General features: G+C 74.3%; 19 protein-coding genes. 6 read left to right on the forward strand and 13 right to left on the reverse strand.

The window, feature by feature from the left end; all coding sequences use genetic code 11:
• Entirely contained in the window at positions 1 to 690 is a 690-nt protein-coding gene (gene mtrA, locus ABZ452_RS25040) for an MtrAB system response regulator MtrA (RefSeq protein ID WP_046564340.1), read from the reverse strand.
• Between the two features lie 211 nt (positions 691 to 901).
• Here mtrA and ABZ452_RS25045 point away from each other — a divergent pair, with 211 nt between their 5' ends.
• From ABZ452_RS25045 to ABZ452_RS25065, 5 genes are read left to right on the forward strand one after another with little or no spacing between them, the layout of a single operon-like run.
• The gene (locus ABZ452_RS25045; protein ID WP_357947438.1) at positions 902 to 1,735 is read left to right on the forward strand and encodes a hypothetical protein; all 834 of its coding nucleotides are present in this window, start codon (positions 902 to 904) and stop codon (positions 1,733 to 1,735) included.
• Complete coding sequence (locus tag ABZ452_RS25050; RefSeq protein ID WP_357947441.1) at positions 1,732 to 2,370, forward strand: DUF4129 domain-containing protein; 639 nt, start codon at positions 1,732 to 1,734, stop codon at positions 2,368 to 2,370. Before ABZ452_RS25045 ends, ABZ452_RS25050 begins: the two co-directional genes overlap by 4 nt.
• On the forward strand, positions 2,367 to 3,659 hold the full coding sequence (locus ABZ452_RS25055) for a DUF4350 domain-containing protein (RefSeq protein ID WP_357947444.1): 1,293 nt from the start codon (positions 2,367 to 2,369) through the stop codon (positions 3,657 to 3,659). The genes ABZ452_RS25050 and ABZ452_RS25055 overlap by 4 nt, the downstream gene beginning before the upstream one ends.
• Positions 3,656 to 4,645 (forward strand): MoxR family ATPase, encoded by a 990-nt coding sequence (locus tag ABZ452_RS25060; RefSeq protein WP_357947447.1) that lies wholly within the window; start codon positions 3,656 to 3,658, stop codon positions 4,643 to 4,645. Before ABZ452_RS25055 ends, ABZ452_RS25060 begins: the two co-directional genes overlap by 4 nt.
• Positions 4,642 to 5,952 carry a DUF58 domain-containing protein gene (locus tag ABZ452_RS25065; protein WP_357947450.1) on the forward strand — a complete coding sequence of 437 codons (1,311 nt, stop codon included), beginning with the start codon at positions 4,642 to 4,644 and terminating at the stop codon, positions 5,950 to 5,952. The genes ABZ452_RS25060 and ABZ452_RS25065 overlap by 4 nt, the downstream gene beginning before the upstream one ends.
• On the opposite strand, the gene ABZ452_RS25070 is transcribed toward ABZ452_RS25065, so the two are convergent.
• The 3 genes from ABZ452_RS25070 to ABZ452_RS25080 are packed head-to-tail and all read right to left on the reverse strand — an operon-like array spanning position 5,930 to position 8,928.
• Positions 5,930 to 6,883, reverse strand: coding sequence for a stage II sporulation protein M (locus tag ABZ452_RS25070; protein WP_357947453.1), 954 nt, complete (start codon positions 6,881 to 6,883; stop codon positions 5,930 to 5,932). The two genes, ABZ452_RS25065 and ABZ452_RS25070, sit on opposite strands and share 23 nt — an antisense overlap.
• A 12-nt stretch (positions 6,884 to 6,895) precedes the next feature.
• Positions 6,896 to 8,314 carry a transposase gene (locus tag ABZ452_RS25075; protein ID WP_357947456.1) on the reverse strand — a complete coding sequence of 473 codons (1,419 nt, stop codon included), beginning with the start codon at positions 8,312 to 8,314 and terminating at the stop codon, positions 6,896 to 6,898.
• On the reverse strand, positions 8,311 to 8,928 hold the full coding sequence (locus ABZ452_RS25080; RefSeq protein ID WP_357947459.1) for an IS607 family transposase: 618 nt from the start codon (positions 8,926 to 8,928) through the stop codon (positions 8,311 to 8,313). The genes ABZ452_RS25075 and ABZ452_RS25080 overlap by 4 nt, the downstream gene beginning before the upstream one ends.
• Positions 8,929 to 9,014: 86 nt before the next feature.
• Between ABZ452_RS25080 and ABZ452_RS25085 the strand changes: the two genes are divergently transcribed.
• The gene (locus tag ABZ452_RS25085; RefSeq protein WP_357947462.1) at positions 9,015 to 9,983 is read left to right on the forward strand and encodes an RDD family protein; all 969 of its coding nucleotides are present in this window, start codon (positions 9,015 to 9,017) and stop codon (positions 9,981 to 9,983) included.
• Positions 9,984 to 9,987: 4 nt separating this feature from the next.
• Here the strand turns inward: ABZ452_RS25085 and efeB are convergent, their stop codons facing one another.
• The 9 genes from efeB to ABZ452_RS25130 form a co-directional block, all read right to left on the reverse strand.
• Entirely contained in the window at positions 9,988 to 11,289 is a 1,302-nt protein-coding gene (gene efeB, locus ABZ452_RS25090; RefSeq protein ID WP_357947465.1) for an iron uptake transporter deferrochelatase/peroxidase subunit, read from the reverse strand.
• 23 nt (positions 11,290 to 11,312) lie between these two features.
• A complete protein-coding gene (gene efeO / locus ABZ452_RS25095; RefSeq protein WP_357947468.1) occupies positions 11,313 to 12,443 on the reverse strand; it encodes an iron uptake system protein EfeO in 1,131 nt (376 codons plus the stop codon).
• Between the two features lie 28 nt (positions 12,444 to 12,471).
• Positions 12,472 to 13,422 carry an iron uptake transporter permease EfeU gene (gene efeU / locus ABZ452_RS25100; protein WP_357947471.1) on the reverse strand — a complete coding sequence of 317 codons (951 nt, stop codon included), beginning with the start codon at positions 13,420 to 13,422 and terminating at the stop codon, positions 12,472 to 12,474.
• A gap of 212 nt (positions 13,423 to 13,634) precedes the next feature.
• Positions 13,635 to 15,134, reverse strand: coding sequence for an adenosylhomocysteinase (ahcY, locus tag ABZ452_RS25105; protein ID WP_357947474.1), 1,500 nt, complete (start codon positions 15,132 to 15,134; stop codon positions 13,635 to 13,637).
• Positions 15,135 to 15,434: 300 nt separating this feature from the next.
• Complete coding sequence (gene manA / locus ABZ452_RS25110; protein ID WP_357947477.1) at positions 15,435 to 16,586, reverse strand: mannose-6-phosphate isomerase, class I; 1,152 nt, start codon at positions 16,584 to 16,586, stop codon at positions 15,435 to 15,437.
• A gap of 2 nt (positions 16,587 to 16,588) precedes the next feature.
• On the reverse strand, positions 16,589 to 17,602 hold the full coding sequence (locus ABZ452_RS25115) for a cation diffusion facilitator family transporter (RefSeq protein ID WP_357947480.1): 1,014 nt from the start codon (positions 17,600 to 17,602) through the stop codon (positions 16,589 to 16,591).
• Between the two features lie 28 nt (positions 17,603 to 17,630).
• Positions 17,631 to 18,827, reverse strand: coding sequence for an SIS domain-containing protein (locus ABZ452_RS25120; protein WP_357947483.1), 1,197 nt, complete (start codon positions 18,825 to 18,827; stop codon positions 17,631 to 17,633).
• Positions 18,824 to 19,036, reverse strand: coding sequence for a Trm112 family protein (locus ABZ452_RS25125; RefSeq protein WP_151465048.1), 213 nt, complete (start codon positions 19,034 to 19,036; stop codon positions 18,824 to 18,826). The genes ABZ452_RS25120 and ABZ452_RS25125 overlap by 4 nt, the downstream gene beginning before the upstream one ends.
• A 185-nt stretch (positions 19,037 to 19,221) precedes the next feature.
• Positions 19,222 to 20,199 carry a hypothetical protein gene (locus ABZ452_RS25130; RefSeq protein ID WP_357947486.1) on the reverse strand — a complete coding sequence of 326 codons (978 nt, stop codon included), beginning with the start codon at positions 20,197 to 20,199 and terminating at the stop codon, positions 19,222 to 19,224.
• Positions 20,200 to 20,454: the final 255 nt, after the last annotated feature.

Raw genomic sequence — 20,454 nt, forward strand, 5'->3', positions numbered from 1 at the left:
CTATCCGGTGCCCGCCTTGTAGCCCACGCCTCGCACGGTGAGGATGATTTCGGGTCGCTCCGGATCCGGCTCGATCTTGGCGCGGAGCCGCTGCACATGCACGTTGACCAGGCGGGTGTCGGCGGCGTGCCGGTAGCCCCAGACCTGCTCCAGCAGCACCTCCCGGGTGAAGACCTGGCGCGGCTTGCGGGCGAGCGCGACCAGCAGGTCGAACTCCAGCGGGGTCAGCTTCACCTCCTCGCCGTCCCGGCTGACCGTGTGGGCCGGCACGTCGATGGTGATCTGGTTGCCGGGCGGGCCGATGGTGAGCAGCTCCGGCGCCACGTCCTCGCCCCGGCGCAGCCGGGCCCGCATCCGGGCCACCAGCTCCTTGGGCTTGAACGGCTTGACCACGTAGTCGTCGGCGCCGGACTCCAGCCCGAGCACCACGTCGACCGTGTCGCTCTTGGCGGTCAGCATCACGATGGGCACGCCGGACTCGCCGCGGATGGCCCGGGCCACGTCGATGCCGCTCATGCCGGGGAGCATCAGGTCGAGCAGGACGATGTCGGGCCGGCTGTCACGGAACGCGGCCAGTGCCCGTTCTCCGTCCGCGACGAAGGACGGCACGAAGCCCTCGCTGCGCAGGACGATGCCGAGCATCTCGGCGAGTGCGGGGTCGTCGTCGACCACCAGTACCCGGGCTCTCATGGGGTTTATCGTTCCATCCCCGTTCGTTCGGAGGATTCGGCGTCTTCACGGCACGGTAGCGCCGAGGGCGGTCCCGCACCACAGCTGACGGCGTGGCCGCCCGCGTGGCGCGCTCCGGCGGACGGGTCCACCGGACGCGGACGCGCCGTGCAACCATGATCCCTCGGGCGTGTCGCCGCCCGCCACCTCGACCCGCCCGGCAGGAGTCCCCGTGTCCGACGTCGGCCCGACCGCGGTGCTCCCGCGCCGCCCGCTGACCGTCGGCGAACTGCTCGACTCGGCCGTCCTGCTGCTGCGCGACCAGGCCCGGGTGCTCGTCCCGCTCGCCGTCCTGCTGGCCCTCGGCGAGCAGGCCCTGCTGCACCCGCTGCGGGTGCTGGCCGGCGCCCGGCCGCCCGAGTGGTGGCCCGACCCGGACCGGCTCGGGTGGTACTGGCTGCTGCTCGCCCTGGGCGCCGGCACCGAGGCCATGATCATCGCGCTGCTCGGCAACCCGGCCGCCCGGGCCGCCGGGGCCGCGCTGCTGGGCCGCCGCACCGGGCCACGCGAGCTGCTGCACGACGGGCGCTGGGGGCCCACCCTGCTGGCCGGAGCCGCGGTCGGGTGCACGGTCCTGCTCGCCGGGCTGGCCGGGCCGGCCTGGTTCGTCGCGTACGGGCTGCTCGGCGCCCTGGTGCCGGTGCTCGTGGTGGACCGGGTGCCGGCGTACCGGGCGCCGGGGCGGGCGCTGCGGCTGGCCGTCCGGGTCGGTGGGCGGGCCGCCGCCATCCGGCTGCTCGGCTACCTGGGCTGGTGGCTCATCCGGCTCGGCATCGGGCTGGGTGTCTATCACGGCCTCGGGCTGCTGGGCCTCTTCGACGTCTCCGCCTGGGCGCTGCCGGTCGCCACGGTCGCCTGGGTGGCGGTGAACGCGGTCGCGTACCCGGCGCTGGCCTGCCTGGACGCGGTGCTGCACCTGGAGACCCGGATGCGCACCGAGGGGCTGGACATCCGGCTCTCCCGGGCCCCGGCCGCGGAACCCGTCCTGCTGGCGGTGCCCCGGTGAGCCGGTGGTGGACCGAGACGGCCGCCGCGCTGGGGGACGCCGTACCGCTGCCGCTGGCCGCTCTGCTCCTGCTGGCCGGGGCGCTCCTGATCGCGCTGGCCTGGTACTTCTTCCCGGCCTGGGTGCCCCGCCGGCTGCCCCGGATGGCCCGGCCCCGGCTGCCCCGGCTTTGGCTCCCCCGGCTCCGGCTGCTCCGGCTTCGGCTGCCGAAGCTGCGGCTGCCCAGGCTGCGCCTGCCCCGGCGGCGGCGCCGCGCCCGGCTGGACGCGCCGGCCGTGCCGGTGCCCGCGCCCCGGTCACCCGAGCCGACCTCGGCCGCCCACCCGGGCCTCGCCGACCGCCTGGCCGCCGAGGGCCGGTACGCCGAGGCGGTCCGGGAGCGGCTGCGCGAGATGGTCCGCCTCCTGGTGGCGCGGCAGCTGGTGGAGCCCCGCCCCGGGCTGACCGTCACCGAGCTGACCACGGCCGTGGCCCGGGTGCGGCCCGAGGTGCGGCCCACCCTGCACACGGCCGGGGCGATCTTCTCCGACCTCTGGTACGCCCAGCGCCCGGCCACCGCCGCGCACGACCACCGCATGCGGGACCTCGCCGCCGACCTGCGCCGCGAGCTGGCCGCCGAGGGGGACCCCCGGTGACCGCGACCCTCGACCCGGCCCGGCCGGCGGCCCCGCCCGCGCCCCGCCGCCGGTGGCACCGGGCGGTGGTCCCGGTCGGCCTGGCCGTGCTGCTGATCGTGACCACGCTGGTCCTGCACGCCGTGGACCAGCCCGACCCGGACGACCCGGGTTTCCTGGCCCCGGCCGCCGCCGGCGACGACGGGGGCAGCCGGCTGGCCGAGGCGCTGCGCGCGCAGGGGGTGCCCATCCGCCGGGAGACCGACACGCTGCACGCCCTGCGGGCCGCCGGAACAGGTCCCACGACCCTCTTCGTGCCCGCTCCGGACCTCGTGCACCCGGACACCCTGGCCGCCCTGACCGTGCTGCCGCCCGGCAGCCGGCTGGTGCTGGTCGAGCCGTCCCGCCGGGTGCTGACCGGCCTGGCCCTGCCGCTCGAACCGACCGATCGCCGGTGGGCCACCCGGGCCGTACCGCCGGACGCCGACGGCGCGCCCTGCCGGCTGCCCGAGGCGCTCCGGGCCGGCACCGCCGCCGTGGACCACCAGCGCTACGCCGGGCCGGCCGGCGCCGACCGGTGCTACGCGGGCGCGCTACGCCGGATCCTCTGGGGCACCGAGGTGGTGGTGGTCGGTGCCAGCGACCCGTTCCGCAATGACCGGATCGACGAGTGGGGCAACCGCGCTCTCGCCACCGGCCTGCTCGGCGGCGACCGCCCGCTGGTCTGGCTCGACCTGCCCGGCCCCGCGCCCGCCCCGACCGGGCCGAGCTGGTCGCCGACCCCGGACGACGACGGCACACCGCTGCCCCGGCGCACCGGCGACCGCGCCGCCGACCGGGCGGACCCGCCGCCGAACTGGCACAACCCGCTCTGGGACGCCTTCCCGCCCTGGTTCTGGGCGGTGCTGGCGCAGCTCGCCGTGGCCGGGCTGCTGCTGGTGCTGTGGCGGGCCCGCCGGCTCGGCCCGCCCGTGCCGGAGCCGCTGCCCGTGACGGTCCGCGCCGCCGAGACGGTGCTCGGCCGGGCCCGCCTCTACCGCCGGGCCGGCGCCCGGGACACCACCGCCGCGACGCTGCGCGCCGCCGCGCTGGACCGGCTGCTGCCCCGGCTCAACCTGCCACCCGACACGCCGCCCGACGAGGTGGCCGCCCGGGTCGCCGCGCACACCGGGGCCGACCCGGAGCGGGTGGCCGAGCTGCTGCACGGCACCGCACCGGAGGACGACCGGGAGCTGCTGGAGCTGGCCCGCGAACTGGACGCCCTGACCCGTACCCTGGCCCCCCACCCGACCGAAGGAGACCCCCGGTGACCGGACCCGTCATCGCCGCCGCGTCGCCCACCGCGCAGCCCGACGCCCGCGCCGCCCTGCACCGGCTGCGGGCCGAGGTGGCCAAGGCCGTCGTCGGCCAGGACGCCGTGGTCACCGGCCTGGTCATCGCGCTGCTCTGCCGGGGGCACGTGCTGCTGGAGGGCGTGCCCGGGGTGGCCAAGACCCTGCTGGTGCGCACCGTGGCCACCGCGCTGGACCTCGATTCCAAGCGGGTGCAGTTCACCCCCGACCTGATGCCCGGCGACGTCACCGGGTCGCTGATCTTCGACCCGCGCACCGCCGCCTTCACCTTCCGGGAGGGGCCGGTCTTCACCAACCTGCTCCTCGCCGACGAGATCAACCGCACCCCGCCGAAGACCCAGTCGGCGCTGCTGGAGGTCATGGAGGAGCGGCAGGTCTCCGTCGAGGGCGAGCGCCGCCCGCTGCCCGACCCGTTCATCGTGGCGGCCACCCAGAACCCCGTCGAGTACGAGGGCACCTACCCGCTGCCCGAGGCGCAGCTCGACCGGTTCCTGCTCAAGCTGACCGTGCCGCTGCCTGGCCGGGACGAGGAACTGGGCGTGCTCCGCGCACACCACGCTGGCTTCGACCCGCGCGACCTGCGCGCCGCCGGCGTACGCCCGGTGGCCACCGCCGCCGACCTGGCCGCCGCCCGGGCGGCGGTGCACGCGGTGCACGTGGCCGAGCCCGTGCTCGGCTACATCGTGGACCTGTGCCGGGCCACCCGGATCGCCCCGGCGCTGGAGCTGGGCGCCTCGCCCCGGGGCGCCACCGCCCTGCTCGCCACCGCCAAGGCCTGGTCCTGGCTGGCCGGTCGGGACCACGTCACCCCGGACGACGTGAAGGCGGTCGCCCGGCCCACCCTGCGGCACCGCCTCCGGCTGCGCCCGGAGGTCGAGCTGGAGGGTGTCACCGTGGACAGCGTGCTGGACGCGGTGCTGGCCACCGTGCCGACACCGCGATGACCTGGCGGGCGGGCCTGCTGCTCGCGGCGAGCGCGGCGACCCTGCCGGCCTGGCCGGCGCCGTTCCTCGGTGTCGCCGTGCTGACCGCGGCGGTGCTGCTGCTGGTGGCCCTCGACTGGGCTCTCGCGGCGCCGCTGCACGGGCTCACCGCCACCCGCGCCGGTGACCGGACGGTCCGGCTCGGCGGCACCGCCACGGTCACCCTGCACCTGGCCAACACCTCCGCCCGCACCCTGCGCGCCCAGGTGCGCGACGCCTGGCTGCCCTCGGCCGGGGCGCGGCCGGACGTCCCCGCCGGGCAGGTGCTCACCGTCGCGCCGGGCGGCACGGCCACCCTGCCGGTCCGGCTCACCCCGGCCCGGCGCGGCGACCGGCCCGCGGTGGCGCTGACCGTACGCTCGCTCGGACCGTTGCGGCTGGCCTTCCGGCAGCGCACGGGCCACCCCGCCACCCCGCCGTGGACGCTGCGCGTGCTGCCCCGCTTCGACTCGCGGCGGCACCTGCCCGAGAAGCTGGCCCGGCTGCGGGTCATCGACGGCGTCCAGGTGACCCGGGGGCGCGGGCACGGCACCGAGTTCGACACCCTCCGCGAGTACGTGGTCGGCGACGACGTGCGGTCCATCGACTGGCGGGCCAGCGCCCGCCGCTCCGACGTGCTGGTCCGCACCTGGCGCCCCGAGCGGGACCGGCGGCTCGTCTGCGTGCTGGACACCGGGCGCACCTCGGCGGTCCGGCTCGGCGACGAGCCCCGGCTGGACACCGCCATCGACGCGGCACTGCTGCTCACCGCGCTGGCCGCCCGGGCCGGCGACCGGGTCGACCTGCTCGCCGCCGACACCGCGATCCGCGCGCGGGTGACCGGCAGCGGCCGGCCCGCGCTGCTCGCCCGGCTGGTGGACGCCGTCGCGCCGCTGCAGCCGGCGCTCGTGGAGACCGACTTCGAGCTGATCGCCGGGGAGGTGCTGCGCCGGGAACGGCAGCGCAGCCTCGTGGTGCTCTTCACCGCCCTGGAGGCCGGCGCGCTGGGCGAGGGCCTGCTGCCGGTGCTGCCCCGGCTGGCCGCCCGGCACCGGGTGGTGCTCGCCGCCACCCACGATCCGGTGCTGGCCGGGCTCACCACCACCCCGCCCGCGAGTCCCGACGACGCGTACGCCGCCGCGGCGGCCTGGCGGGCCCTCGCCGAGCGGGACCGGGTCCGGGCCGCCCTGTCCCGGCACGGGGTGACCGTGGTGGACGTCCCCGCCGACCGGCTCGCCCCGGCGGTCGCCGACACCTACCTGCGGCTCAAGTCCCTCGGCCAGCTCTGACGGCCCGCCGGCCGAGCAGCAGCGCGTACGCCAGGAAGGCCAGCCAGACCGTGGCGCCGATCGCCACCCGGACGGCGACCGGCAGCGGCGCCGGGGTCACGAACGCCTCCAGCAGCGCGGAGACCGCGAAGAGCCCGACCAGGCCGGCGGCGACCACGATGGACGAGCGACCCGCCTGGGCGACGGCCCGGCCCCGGCTCAGCTGGGCCGGTGGCGAGATCCAGGCCCAGGCGGTCCGCAGCCCGACCCCGGCCGCCACGTGGATGCCGGTGAGTTCGAGCAGCCCGTGCGGGGTGATCATGCCGAAGAACACGTCGGCCCGGCCGTAGGAGACCATCACCCCGCCGACCACGCCGATGTTCAACGCGTTCTGCCAGAGCAGCCAGAACACCGGCACCACCAGCACCCCGGCGGCCAGGCACTGCGCGGCCAGCCAGGCGTTGTGCGTCCACAGGTGGAAGGCGAACGTCGGCGCGGTGAACTCGGTGTAGTAGCCGGCGAAGCCGGAGTCGACGAGCTGCCGGGCCGCCTCGGCGCCGATGAACGCGGCGGCGGTGTCCGGGTGGCCGGCGACGAACCAGATGAGGAAGGCGGTGAGCGCGCTGAACCCGGTGGCCACCGCGCACCACCAGGGCCAGGCCCGGTAGAGGGCGGCCGGCAGGTCGGCGACGAGGAACCGGCCCACCGCCGCCCAGGAGGCCCGGGGGCGGCCGGTGATCCGGGCCCGCGCCGCGAGCACCAGCTGGGAGAGGCGGCCGACCAGCGCCGGTTCCGGGGCCCGGCTGCGCAGCGCGGAGAGGTGGGTGGCGGTCCGCTGGTAGAGCGCCACCAGCTCGTCCACCTCGGCCGCGTCCAGCCGGCGCCGGCCGGTCAGCTGCTCCAGCCGCCGCCACTCGGCGCCGTGCTCGGCCACGTACGCGTCGACATCCACTCGTCCTGCTTCCTACTCGTTGCTCATAGTTGAGCGGTTCAGATTCTTCGCTCTCCGCCCGGCGGTGGCTGGGCTGGAGTCCTGGACCGGCAGTCTGGTCCGGTGGCGATCGGTCCGGTCCTGCAGGATCTGCTTCACCTTGTGGTGTGGGGTGTGCAGGGCGATGTCGGGGTCGCCGGCCCGGTGCAGGATGTTGATCGCGGCGTTCACGTCGGCCTGCCACACCACCCCGCACGAGGTGCAGTGAAACCGGTCCCCGCTGCGGCGGCCGAGCCGGCCGCAGCGGTGACAGGTTTGTGAGGTGTAGGCGGCGTTGACGTGCACGAGCGCAGAACCTCTGCGCTCCGACACGTTCTTCAGGGCCTCGGCGGTGACTCCTTTGGTCCACGCGGCGAGACGCCGGTTGATGTTCTTGCCCAGCGTTTTGCGGCCGGTGAAGCGTTTGGTGAGGTCCTCGGCGACCACGGTGGCGGCCTTGTCGACGACCTCGTGCACGGCGGTGAAGATCTCCGTGCGCACCCGCGCCCGGTGCCGGGCGGCCTGCCGGTCGCGCTTGATGGTGCCGAGGTTGTTGGCCTTGATCCGGTGCGCTTTCGCGTGGTTCCCCCGCAGGGCCGCGGTGTTGGCGATCGAGCGTAGCTTCGCCCGACGGCGGTTTCGTTCCTTCAACCGGTCCGACTCGCGGGTGAGCAGGTCGCCGAGCTGTTCACCGTGGGGCTGGCCGTCGGAGTCGGTCAGGGCTTCGGTGTAGCCCTTGTCCACCCCGAGCGTCGCCTCGCCGCATGCTCGCTGTGATGAGCGCATCTGCGCCGCGTCGATCTGGTAGTGGACCTCGACCCGCCCGCCGCGCAGGATCAGCCGCAGCGTCCCGGTCGGGGCGACGGTCGTGGACAGCGGGACCCTGACCAGCTTGCGGGGCTCGAGACCGGGAACCGCCAGCCACAACCGCCCACGCCCATCCACGGCGGTGTGGTACTTGTCGGCGCGCACCACGATCTGATCATGCGTGCGGTTGCGTCCCCGCCTCCAATGCTTGCGCATCTGCCGAGACAGGAACGGATCGTCGACCCATTGGTCGGCCTTCAGCGCGGTGAACATTCGCCTGCGCTCGGCCGGATCGGTGGTGCGTCGGTTGATCGCCCGCCGGACGTCGACCTTGGCCGCCTCCAGGTTCGCGTCGATGTCGGCCATGGCATCGCGGACGGTTTCCTTCCACGCATTCGCCAACACGGCGAACTGCACATGCGTGCCGTCAGCCAGCCACCGGTCGCGCACCTGCCGGTCTGTCAACCCAGACCCGACCCCGGCTATCGATCCGAAGCGCTGCCACACCTCGCTGCGCACCCAGCCCAACCGGCGGGCCTGCTCCACCAGGGCAGCGTACTTGCCCGCATTCAGTCGCAGCGAGTAGGCGATCCGGGTGACCTTCACCGGTCAGCCTCCATGGCCAAGTCCGCCCTCTTCAACTCCTTCTCGTAGCGGCGCAAACCGTCCAGCCGGCACGAGAAGGTGTGCACGACGGCCAGGAGGTCCTCGACGATCTCCCGCTGCGGGGACAGGGACTCCTGGTTGGCCACGACGATCTCGCAGCCACCGCGCGCCGCCACGTGCTCCACCAGGTCGAACCCGAACCGGGCCAACCGGTCCTTGTGCGCCACCACCAGCGTGGCGACCTCACCCCGGTCGACGGCGTCCATCAACGCCAGGAATTTCTCGCGGCGAAGGTCCATCCCGCCGCCGACCTCGCTGATCCACTCATCCACGGCCAGACCACGAGCCAGGCAGAACTGTTGCATCGCCGCCACCTGCGAGGCCAAGTCGACCTTCTGACCGGGCGACGAGACCCGGCAGTACACCACGACCTTCCGCCGGTCGGCGTCGAAGCCCGGCTGAAGCACCCTGCGCACATCCGAATCGTCGAAATACCGCTGCCCAGACGGCAGACGACGGGCCGTAATCCGGCCCTCCGCCTCCCACCGGCGCACCGTGCTCACCGAACGGCCCACCCGCTTAGCGAACTCACCGATCCGATAGACACTGCCCACAACAGCCAATTGTGGACAGCTCTAGAAAGGAAAGCAACCACTAGTAGCTGCTCCCCCGTCCGGCGCACATAGTGTTCACTGTCGGGGTGTGCGCGCAACCTCCCCCACCGGCAGCATGGGCCGACGCCGGTCTGGTCAGCGGCGAGGCGGTGGAGCTGGACGTCCGGGCCGCCCGGCTCGGCTCCCGGGTGCTCGCCCTCCTGATCGACCTGGTGGCCCAGCTCGCGGTGGGGCTGGCGCTCGGCGCGGCACTGTCGGTGCTGGTGCTCAGCCTGCCGGGGGACATCATGGACGCCGCGCTGGCCGGCGGGATGCAGCTCGTGCTGCTGGTGCTGGTGCTGGTCGGTTATCCGGTGCTCATGGAGCGCTTCGCCGGCGGCCGGACGCTCGGCAAGCTGGCCGTGGGGCTGCGGGTGGTCCGCGCCGACGGCGGCCCGGTCGGGGTGGGCCAGTCGCTGACCCGCGCGCTGGTGGGCGTGGCGGTGGAGTGGCCGGGCCTGGTGCTGCCGCTGCTGAGCTGGGCGGCGAGCGTGACCGTGATGCTGACCGACCCGCGCGGGCGGCGGCTCGGTGATCTGGTGGCCGGGACGCTGGTGGTGCACACCCGGGGCGCCGGGGGCTGGCGGCCGGCCCCGCCGCCCGTGCCGCCGCTGCTCGGCTGGGCGGGCACCCTCGACCTGACCCGGGTTGACGACGGGCTGGCGCTGGCCGTGCGGCAGTACCTTGGCCGGTTGCACCAGCTCGCTTCGGCGGACCGGATCCGGCTGGGCCGGGAGCTGTGGGCGGAGGTCGCGGCCGTCACCTCGCCGCCCCCGCCGTGGGTCGCGCCCGAGCCCGCGTACCTGGCCGCGGTGCTGGCCGAGCGGGGTCGCCGGGCCGCGTACCGGCTGGGTCGGGCCCGGGCGGTCACCGCCACGCTCTGGCCCGAGCTGGCGCCCGCGCCGGCCACCGCGCCGGCACCGGCCCTGCTGCGGCCCGCCGCGCCGTCGCGCGCCGTCCCCGACCGGCCCGATCCGGTACGCGGGCAGCCCACCTCGGTCGACGCCCGGCGCTGACCGGTCAGGCGAAGAGCGCCCGGCCCCACCAGTCGGCGGCGTCGCGGACGCCGGGCGGGCAGGCGAACAGGCCGCTGGAGACGTGCCGCAGGTATTCGTTCATCGCGTCGTTGCGGGCGAGCCGGGTCTGGATCGGCACGAACTGCTTGCGCGGGTCCCGCTGGTAGGCGATGAAGAAGAGCCCGGCGTCGAGCCGGCCGAGCCCGTCCGAGCCGTCGACGAAGTTGTAGCCGCGGCGCAGCAGGCGGGCCCCGTCGTTCTGGTCGGGGTGGGCGAGCCGGACGTGCGCCGTCTCGGCGATCACCGGCTCGCCGTCGTCGCCCTTGGCGGCGAAGTCCGGCTCGTCGAACTCGGCGCGCTTGCCGAGCGGCGCGCCGCTGCCCTTGGTCCGCCCGACGATCATCTCCTGCTCGGCGAGGGGGCTGCGGTCCCAGGTCTCGACCAGCATCCGGATCTTGCGGGTGACCAGGTAGGACCCGCCGGTCATCCAGTCGGCGCCGTCCCCGGGCTGGGCCCAGAGCTGCTCGCGGAGCAGGTCGGTCTCCTCGGCCTTGAGGTTGGCGGTGCCGTCCTTGAAGCCGAACAGGTTGCGCGCGGTCGCCTGCCCCCGCGACGTCGACGAGGTACGCCCGAAGCCGAGCTGGGACCAGCGGACGCTGACCACACCCATGCCGATCCGGGCCAAGTTGCGGATGGCGTGCACCGCCACCTGCGGGTCGTTGGCGCAGGCCTGGACGCAGATGTCGCCGCCGGAGAGCTCCGGCTTGAGCGCGTCACCGGCGAAGTGCGGCAGGTCGGCCAGGGCGGCGGGCCGCTTGTCGGCGATGCCGAACCGGTCCCGGCCCTGGGCGTCGCGGAACAGCGTCGGGCCGAAGCCCACGGTGATGGTGAGCTGCGACGGGGGCAGCCCGAGCGCCTCGCCGGTGTCGTCCGGCGGGGCCTCCGGCACGCCGTCGACCGCGCCGATCAGCCCGGCGTCCTTGCCGGCGGTCATCCGGGCCGCGGCGGCGGTCCACTCCTGGAGCAGCGCGACCAGCCGGGCCCGGTCCTTCGTGATGACGTCGAACGCCACGAAGTGCAGCCGGTCCTGGGCCGGGGTGGTGATGCCGGCCTGGTGCTCGCCGTGGAACGGGACCGCGCCGGCCGCCGTCTCGGTGGCGGACGCCTGGTCGCCGCCGCCGAACAGGGCGCCCGCGCCGACCGCCACCCCGGCGACGCCGGCCACGCCGGCTCCGGCCAGGGTGATGGCCCGGCGCCGGGACACCCCGGTCCCGCGGGTCGGCTCCTCGGTGCTCGGTTCGCTCATCACGTCACCTCCGGACCCGGTCGTCATCGCGCGACGACCGCGGCCACCTTGCTGATCGGCTCGGCCAGGGCGTTGATGCTGTCCGACAGTTCCTTGAGCTCGGCCTTGCTGAGCTGGGTGTGCAGCTTCCAGCCGTCGCCGGCCCGGTGCTTGCCTAGGGCGGCCTCGACGGCCGCGAACTCGGTGTCGAGCTGCTTGACCAGGTCGGGCGAGCGCTGCTCCAGGGCGGGGCGCAGCGCGGCGATGGCCGCCTTCGAGCCCTCCAGGTTGGCGTTGAAGTCCCAGAGGTCGGTGTGCGAGTACCGCTCCTCCTCGCCGGTGATCTTGCCGCTGGCGACCTCGTCGAGGAGCGCCTTGGCGCCGTTGGCGAGCTGGAGCGGGGTGAGCTTCTCGGCGTTGGCCTTGGCCACGATCGCCTTGACGTCGACGAGGAGCTGGTCGGCGATGGCGCCGTCCTTGCTGACGTCGCCGGTGGTCCAGAGGTCCTTCTCGATCCGGTGGAAGCCGGTGAACTGCATGCCCTCCTCGACGACCTCCTCGCGGCCGTCGATCTTCGGGTCGAGGTCGCCGAAGCTCTCGGCGACCGGCTCGATCCGCTCCCAGTAGGTGCGGGCCACCGGGTACAGCTCCTTGGCCTTGGTCACGTCGTTGGCCTTGACCGCGGCCACGAACTCCTCGGTCTTGGTGAGCAGGGCGGCCGTCTGGCTCTGCACGTAGCGCTGGTAGCTGGCGGTGGCCTGGCCGAGGGCCGCGTCGGGGGCGACGGTCGCGACGGTGCCGCTGACCTTCAGCGCGCCCCGGATGCCGCGGCCGCTCATGCCGGGCTTGCAGGCGGTCTCGTACGTGCCGGCGGGCAGTTCGACGCGCAGCTCGCGGCTCAGCCCGGGGGCGATGTTCTCCACCTCGCCCATCACCCGGTCACCGGCGGCGTAGACGTAGAACTCGTTGACCTTGGACCCGGAGTTGGTCACCTTGAAGGTCACCTGCCCGGCCTCGATCTCGGTGCTGCCGACCTCGCAGGCGCTGTCGGTGGCCTTGACGGTGATCGGGCCGCCCGCCTTGGCGTCGGAGTCGTCACCGCCCCCGCACCCGGCCAGTCCGGCGACGGCGAGCATCCCGGCGGCGGCGGGCACGACGAATCGAGTGGTACGCATCGGTGGTGTCTCCTCGGAAACGGGCGGGTCAGGCGCGCTGGGGCGCGGTGTCGGTGGATGCCTCGGCGGCAGCCGGTTCGGCCGGCGTGGTCGCGGCGTCGCCGGCCGGGGCCGGCTCGGGCGCGGCGGCGGGGGCCGGCGGGGCGGCGGGTGCGGCGGGGCGGGCCGGGGCGGCCGGCTTGCGCAGGAAGAGGACGAGCACTGGGACCGCGAACGCCACCCAGGCGATCGTCTCCAGCACCGTCGGCGCGGCGGTGATGTTGAACATGCCCGCGAGCAGCGCGCCGTACCAGGCGTTCGGGTCGAGCGTCGAGGAGATGTCGAACGCCTGGTTGTTCAGGCCGGGCAGCACGCCGGCCTCCTGGAAGTCGTGCACGCCGTACTTGAGGATGCCGGCGGCGACCAGGATGAGCAGCGCGCCCGTCCAGGTGAAGAACTTGCTCAGGTTGATCTTCAGGGCGCTGCGGTAGAGCAGGAAGCCGATCACCACGGCGGTGGCGACGCCACCGGCCAGGGAGAGCAGCGCACCGGCGCCGGTGCCGCCGGCCGCGCTCTGTGCGGCGGAGTAGAAGATGAGGGCGGTCTCCAGGCCCTCCCGGATCACCGCGAGGAAGGCCATGCCGGCGACCGCGAGCGAGCCGACGGCGAGCGCCTCGGTGAGCTTGCCGCGCAGCTCGCCGGCGATCGTCCGGGCGGCCTTGCGCATCCAGAAGATCATCCAGGTTACGAACACCACGGCGGCGACCGAGGTGACGGCCTCGAACAGCTCGCGGTCCTCGGAGCGGGCCAGCAGCGAGGTCGAGGTGTACTCGATGAGCCAGCCGAAGACGACGGAGAGCACGACGGCCAGGCCGACACCGGCCCAGACCTGCGGCAGCCGGTCACGCCGTTGCGACTTCACGAGGAAGGCGACCAGGATGCTGACCACCAGGGTCGCTTCCAGACCCTCCCGCAGGCCGATCAGGTACGTGGCGAACATCGGTACTCCGTAGTCGGTAAGGCACGCCTCAGTTAACTTAGGGCAGCCATACCTTCCTCCTGATCGGGCCGGCCGTCAAGTCGTTCATGGCCATGTCACCCGGACCGTCCGCAGCCCGACACGCGCAGATCACCGGGGCTTTCCCCCGCGTACGCGAAGGGGACCGGAACGGCCGCGCGGCGGCCGGCTCCGGTCCCCTCCGGGTGCGGAACTCAGTAGCGGTAGTGCTCCGGCTTGAACGGGCCCTCCTGGGACACGCCCAGGTAGGCGGCCTGCTCCTTGGTGAGGGTGCTCAGCTTGGCGCCGAGCGCGCCCAGGTGCAGTCGGGCGACCTTCTCGTCCAGGTGCTTGGGGAGCACGTAGACCCCGACCGGGTATTCGTCGGTCTTGGTGAAGAGCTCGATCTGGGCGATCGTCTGGTTGGCGAACGAGTTCGACATCACGAAGCTCGGGTGGCCGGTGGCGTTGCCCAGGTTCAGCAGGCGGCCCTCGGAGAGCACGATGATGGCGTGGCCGTCCTCGAAGCGCCACACGTCGACCTGCGGCTTGATGTTCTCCCGCGTCACGTCGGAGCGCTTCGACAGGCCGGCCATGTCGATCTCGTTGTCGAAGTGGCCGATGTTGCCGACGATGGCCTGGTGCTTCATCCGGGCCATGTGCTCGTGGGTGATGACGTTGAAGCAGCCGGTCGCCGTGATGAAGATGTCGGCCTGCTCGACCACGTCGTCCAGGGTGGCCACCTGGTAGCCGTCCATCGCCGCCTGGAGCGCGCAGATCGGGTCGACCTCGGTCACCACGACCCGGGCGCCCTGGCCGCGCAGCGACTCGGCGCAGCCCTTGCCCACGTCGCCGTAGCCCATGACGACGGCCATCTTGCCGCCGATCAGCACGTCGGTGGCGCGGTTGATGCCGTCGATGAGCGAGTGGCGGCAGCCGTACTTGTTGTCGAACTTGCTCTTGGTCACCGAGTCGTTGACGTTGATGGCCGGGAAGAGCAGCGTGCCGGCCCGGTGCATCTCGTAGAGCCGGTGCACACCGGTGGTGGTCTCCTCGGTCACGCCCTTGATGCCGGCGGAGATCCGGGTCCAGCGCTGGCCGTCCTCGGCGAGCGAGCGGTGCAGCAGCTGGAGGATGACCGCGTATTCCTCGGAGTCGGCCGACTCGACCGGCGGCACGACGCCGGCCTTCTCGAACTCGGCGCCCTTGTGCACGAGCAGGGTGGCGTCGCCGCCGTCGTCGAGGATCATGTTCGGGCCCTGCCCGTCGGGCCAGGTGAGCACCTGCTCGGTGCACCACCAGTACTCCTCCAGGCTCTCGCCCTTCCAGGCGTAGACCGGGACGCCGGCCGGGGCCTCGGGGGTGCCCTCCGGGCCGACGACGATCGCGGCCGCGGCGTGGTCCTGGGTGGAGAAGATGTTGCAGGACGCCCAGCGGACCTGCGCGCCGAGCGCGACCAGGGTCTCGATGAGGACGGCCGTCTGGATGGTCATGTGCAGCGAGCCGGTGATGCGGGCGCCGGCGAGCGGCTGGGCCTCGGCGAACTCGCGACGGATCGCCATCAGCCCGGGCATCTCGTGCTCGGCGAGCCGGATCTCCTTACGCCCGAACGCGGCGAGCGACAGATCCGCCACCTTGTAGTCGCCCTCGGCGAGGGTGCTCGGCCGGGCTCCGGACGACGCGCCACGGGGGGCCGCCGGGAGGGTGCTGGTCATGGAAGCTCCTGTCGAACGATGACTGCGCAGCCTTCCACCTTACGCGCGTGGACTTCCTCTCCCGTGCCCGGTTGACCGACGAGGCGGTGGTCCGGTCGGCGGACAGCGCACGGGGCGGTCGGTCGTGAACGGACTTTCCGCTCACGGCCCGGCCGCCCCGTGCATCCCCCCGGTTTGGTTCCCCCGCGCGTTACCGAGACCTTCGTCGCGACAACGCTGCGTATCCATAGAGTCACACCACGTCACGAGCGCGTCAAGCCATTTCGGGAAAGTCGGATTTGCTCGCCTCGCCGGGGCTGGTCAGCGCACGCCGGCGGTGGCGACGAACGCCTCGCCGTCGCCACCGAGCACCAGCGGGCCGCCCGCCGCGGCGCCGATCGCCGCCCGGCCGGCCGTCAGGGTGACACGACCCACCCCGTCGTCCACGACGAGCTCGCCGGCACGGCAGAGCACCACCCGCGGGCCGGGCAGCGCCAGCCGCGCCTCCGGGCCGCCGGGCGTCACCTCGACCCGGTGCAGCGCGAAGTCCTCCACCGGCACCGGCCAGGTCACCACCCCGGGCGCCACCGCCTCCGGCCGGACCACCGGCTCGTCGAGCACCTCGAAGCGCAGCACCCGCAGCAGCTCGTCCACGTCCACCCGCTTCGGCGTGAGCCCGCCGCGCAGCACGTTGTCGCTGGCCGCCATGATCTCCACGCCCGTGCCCCGCAGGTAGGCGTGCAGGTTGCCGGCCGGCATCCAGATCGCCTCGCCCGGCGCCAGCCGGACGTGGTGCAGCAGCAGCGCCACCACCACCCCCGGGTCGGCCGGGTAGTCGACCGCCAGGGCCCGGGCCAGCTCGGCGTCCGGCCCGGCGACCTGCGCCGCCAGCACGTCCGCCACCAGCCCGGCCCGCTCCGCCGCCGGCCAGCTCAACAGCAGGCGTACGGCCTCCCGCAGCCCCGCCGGCCCGGTGCGCAACGCCGCCACCACCGGCTCCAGCGCGGGTACGCCGAACGCCGCGATCGCCGCCGCCGACCCGGCCGGGTCGCGGAACCCGCAGAGCGCCTCGAACTCCGACAGCGCGACCAGCAGCTCCGGCTTGTGGTACGGGTCGACGTAGTTGACCCGGTCCGCGTCCGCGGCGTAGCCCGCCCGGGCCTGCTCGGCGTCGGGGTGGGCCTGGAGGCTCAGCGGGGCGTCCGCCGCCAGCACCTTCAACAGGAACGGCAGCCGGGTGCCGAAGCGGCCGACGAGGCCCTCGCCCAGCCAGTGCGCCGGCTCGGCGACCAGCAGGTCGGTGAGGTCGACCGGGCTGCCGGCCCGGTCCACCGTGGCCGGGGCGCCCGGGTGGGCGCCCAGCCACAGCTCGGCCTCGGGCCCGGCGCTCGGCACCGGACGCCCCTGCAACTCGGCGATCCCGGTGCGGGAGCCCCAGGCGTAGTCCCGGATCCGGCCCTGCAACAGCTCCACGGTCAGCTCCCGGGCCGTCCGGCGGTCTCGTCGCCGTCGGTGTCGGCGTCCGGCTGCGGGACGGCGGTGTGCGCGGCCTGCCCGGTGCCCGCCCGGTCCGCCGCCACGCTGTAGATGTCCGGCTCCAGGTAGATGACCCGGGCGATCGGCACCGCGGCGCGGATCCGCGCCTCGACGGCGTTGATGCCCCGGGCCAGCTCCTCGGCGGTCTCGCAGGCCGCCACCCCGATCTTCGCGGCCACCATCAGCTCCTCCGGGCCCAGGTAGAGCGTCTTCATGTGGATGATGCGCTCGACCTCCGGCCCCTCGGTGACGGCCCGCTCGATTTTCGCCAGATCGTGGCGTTCCGCGCCCTCGCCGAGCAGCAGGCTCTTGGTCTCGATGGCCAGCGTGATCGCGATGACCACCAGCAGCACGCCGATCATCGCGGTGCCGGCCGCGTCCCACATGCCGTTGCCGGTGATCAGCGTCAGGCCCACGCCGAACAGCGCGAAGACCAGACCGATCAGCGCGCCGAAGTCCTCCAGCAGCACCACCGGCAGCTCCGGGGCCTTGGCCCGACGGATGAAGCGCACCCAGGACTGGTCACCCCGGATGTGGTTGGACTCCTTGATGGCGGTCCGGAACGAGAAGCTCTCCATGACGATCGCGATCACCAGGACCGCCACCGGGACCCACTGCCACTCGGTGATCGGCTCCGGATGCTGCGCCTTGTGGTACGCCTCGTAGAGCGCGAAGAGGCCACCGACGCTGAACAGCACGATCGCCACGATGAACGCGTAGATGTAGCGCTCCCGGCCGTAGCCGAACGGGTGTTCCGGGGTGGCTTCCCGCTTGGCCCGCCGGCCGCCGAGCAGCAGCAGGCCCTGGTTGCCCGAGTCGGCGACCGAGTGGATCGACTCGGCCAGCATCGACGAGGAGCCGGTCAGCAGGAACGCGATGAACTTGGTGACGGCGATGCCGACGTTGGCCGCCAGGGCGGCGACGATCGCCCGGGTCCCCCCGTTTGCGCTCACGCTTCTCCCCACCCGATGCCGCACGTGCTCACTGGTTCGCCAGCTCCTTCATCTCGGTGATGGCCGGCACAGCCATCGGGTCCAGTCCGTGTGCCAGGGCGAGGTAGACCGAGGCGAAATCCGGGACCGCCATCAGCGAGGCGAGGCGCTCCAGCGCGGACCCGCCCTCCGCGGTGACCACGTCGCAGCGCACCCCGCGCCGCTCGGCGAGGGTCTGCACCGCGTCCGCGCGGCGCTCCTCGACGGCCAGCGGCTCGTCGGTGTCGTCCTCGGCGTTGAGGCCGCCGTCGCGCAGCAGCACAAGCCGCAGCCGGGTGGCGTCGGTCTCGGTCTCGCCGGGGTCGGCGAAGATGTCCCGCTCCCCCTCGACCAGGCCGCCGAAGACGCCGTCGAGCAGACCGACCCGGCCCCGGCCCGCCTCGCCCAACGCCCCGGTGACCACCGGGTAGCGGGCGTTGGCGGAGAGCGTGTCACCGAAGCGGCGGGCCGCCACGGTGGCCAGCGGCGACGAGCCCCAGACGATCGGGATCGACCCGGACAGGCCCAGGGCCAGCGACTTCGCCGGATTGACGAAGGACTCGGCGGTGGGCCGGCACCGGTCGGCGTCGGCATCCAGCCGGGCCGCGGTCTCGGCCAGGTCCGCCTCGTTGACCTTCACGAGCCCGAGCGTACGGGCGGCGAGCAGGACCGGCACGGTGAGCGCCCAGAGACTGGCCCGGGCCGGGGCGCGCCGGGGCACCGGGATGAACGGCGCCCGGGCCCGCTCGGCCACCGACTGGAGCTGCGAGTCCGGCGCGCCGACGGCGACCAGGCGGGCGCCCCGCCGGTGCGCGGCCTCGGCGGCGCCCAGCGCCTCGGGGCTGCGACCGGAGGCGCTCACCGCGATGACCACGTCCGCCGCGCCCACCCAGCCCGGCACGCCGGCGCTGCGGTGCGGGATCACCGGCACCGGGCAGCGCGGCCCGGCCACCGTGGCGAGCACGTCGCCGGTACGCCCGGCGGTGCCGATGCCCGCGATGACCACCGCCCGCGGGCGGCCCTCGTCGGCGAGGACGGTCAGGTTCGCCTCGGCGGCCAGCGCCGCCGACTCACGGACCTGGGCGCCGGCGGAGGCGGTGAACCGGAGCATCCCGCCCGGATCCTGCTCGGCCAGCCGGTCCGGATTGTCCAGCAGTGACTCGTCCGCGTGCCGGTGCCCGCTGACCCCGGCCGTACCCTCCATCATCGCGGCGACGCGGAGCCGCCGCGCGCGTCGTCCGCCGCGGGGCCCCCGCGCGCCTCGTCGAGGAGCAGCACCGGGACGTCGTCCCGGACCTCGAAGATCCGACCGCACTCGGTGCAGGTCAGCGTCTGGGCCTGCGGGTCGTAGTCGAGCGGTGCGTGGTGCGTGTCCGGGCAGGCGAGGATCTCGAGCAACTGCGGGTCCAGGGCCACAGCGCGGCTCCTTCCACGTATGCGGTCTCACCGGTCGGCGGTGCCGTCCGGCGCACGCGATCTTATCGGCGAACCGGCACGGGCACCGCGCCACATCGCGGCACCCGGCGGCCGGTGCGCGGCGACCCGGTCAGGTCGCCGTCACCCACCGTCACCGTAACCCCGGCGACCGGCCGGGTTCCGGTTCAGCGGGGCACGCGAGGCAGCACGGTCGTGGCGTCGCCGCCCGCGGCGGCCGGCGGCTCGCCGTCCGGCCGGTCGGTCGTGACCGTGGGGGCGCCGTAGACGCTCCCGGTCGGGCGAGGCGTCGGGGCGGGCGGCTGCTGCCCGTACACCTGACCGGCGGGCGCACCCGAGCGGTAGGTCGTGCTGCCGCGTGGGAGCGGGACCGGCGGGTGACCGGCGCCCGGCTGCCCGTCCGTCTTCTCCGCGCGGCTGCGGCGGACCAGCAGCACGATCAACGCGACGCCGACGAGCACCAGCGCGATGCCGAACCACATGATCGGGGAACCTCCGGAGGACGAGTCGTCGGCCGCGGTGCCGGCGGCCGGGTCGAGCCCGGCAGCCACCGCCGAGGTGGTGCCGGTCTCGGCCTGCGTGGTCACGACGGCGCTCGGGGTGGGCGAGGGCTTGCGGGACGGCGTCGGGCTGGGGCTGGCGGTGGGCTTCGCACCCACCACCCGTGCCGAAGCGGCGGACCGGCCCAGCACCCGGCCGTTCGCGGCGCTCGCCTCGCCGACCACGTCCAGCTGGCCGCCGGTCGCGCCCGCCAGGAAGGTCACCCGGTAGCGGACCGTGATCCCCTTGCCCTTGCAGAGCGTCGGTTTGGCGGGTGAGGTCTGCGTCGTGGCGACCGCGCCGCCACCGCCGGACAGCGGCACCGGCCACCACCGGCCCCCGCTGGCCACCTGCACCTGGACCTGGTCCGCCCGCAGCCCGTCGAGCCGCAGCCCCAGCGCGGTGCGGAGCAGCACACAGCCGTCGGTGCGCTTGCGCACCTCGACCGCCACCGTGCCCGCCGAGCCGCCGGCTGTGAAACGGCTCGCCGAGCGCACCTCCACCCGGTCGTCGGCGGCCAGCGCCGGGGACGCCGCGCCGGCCACCAGGCCGCCCAGCATCACGCCGACCGTGGCCCACCGCGCCGCGTGTCGCCTCACCGACATCTCCACCTCACCGTTTCCGCCCCGGACGGGATCCGCCGGTCAGGTTACTACCGGCCTGGAGGGGCACCAGCTCATCGAGCGCCCCGCATGTGTGCCGCGACACCCCGCGACACCCGCTCCATCCTCGACGCGACCCGGCCCACCCGCATGATCACTTCGGGCCGTTCGTGGCCCGGATCGCCGTCGCCGACGGACGCGGCAGCTGCCGTCAGGCGCGGCGGTTCCCGATGAGTGCGGTGGTCGCCGTCAGGCGCG

It is taken from the genome of Micromonospora sp. NPDC005707 (genome assembly GCF_040631005.1).
Classification (GTDB): Bacteria; Actinomycetota; Actinomycetes; order Mycobacteriales; family Micromonosporaceae; genus Micromonospora.

Excerpts from the sequence above, each read along its gene's own strand:
- mtrA (WP_046564340.1), bottom strand. The coding sequence starts at position 690 with ATGAGAGCCCGGGTACTGGTGGTCGACGACGACCCCGCACTCGCCGAG.
- ABZ452_RS25120 (WP_357947483.1), bottom strand. The coding sequence starts at position 18,827 with ATGATGGAGGGTACGGCCGGGGTCAGCGGGCACCGGCACGCGGACGAG.
- efeU (WP_357947471.1), bottom strand. The coding sequence starts at position 13,422 with ATGTTCGCCACGTACCTGATCGGCCTGCGGGAGGGTCTGGAAGCGACC.
- ABZ452_RS25065 (WP_357947450.1), top strand. The coding sequence starts at position 4,642 with ATGACCTGGCGGGCGGGCCTGCTGCTCGCGGCGAGCGCGGCGACCCTG.
- ahcY (WP_357947474.1), bottom strand. The coding sequence starts at position 15,134 with ATGACCAGCACCCTCCCGGCGGCCCCCCGTGGCGCGTCGTCCGGAGCC.
- ABZ452_RS25130 (WP_357947486.1), bottom strand. The coding sequence starts at position 20,199 with ATGTCGGTGAGGCGACACGCGGCGCGGTGGGCCACGGTCGGCGTGATG.
- efeO (WP_357947468.1), bottom strand. The coding sequence starts at position 12,443 with ATGCGTACCACTCGATTCGTCGTGCCCGCCGCCGCCGGGATGCTCGCC.
- efeB (WP_357947465.1), bottom strand. The coding sequence starts at position 11,289 with ATGAGCGAACCGAGCACCGAGGAGCCGACCCGCGGGACCGGGGTGTCC.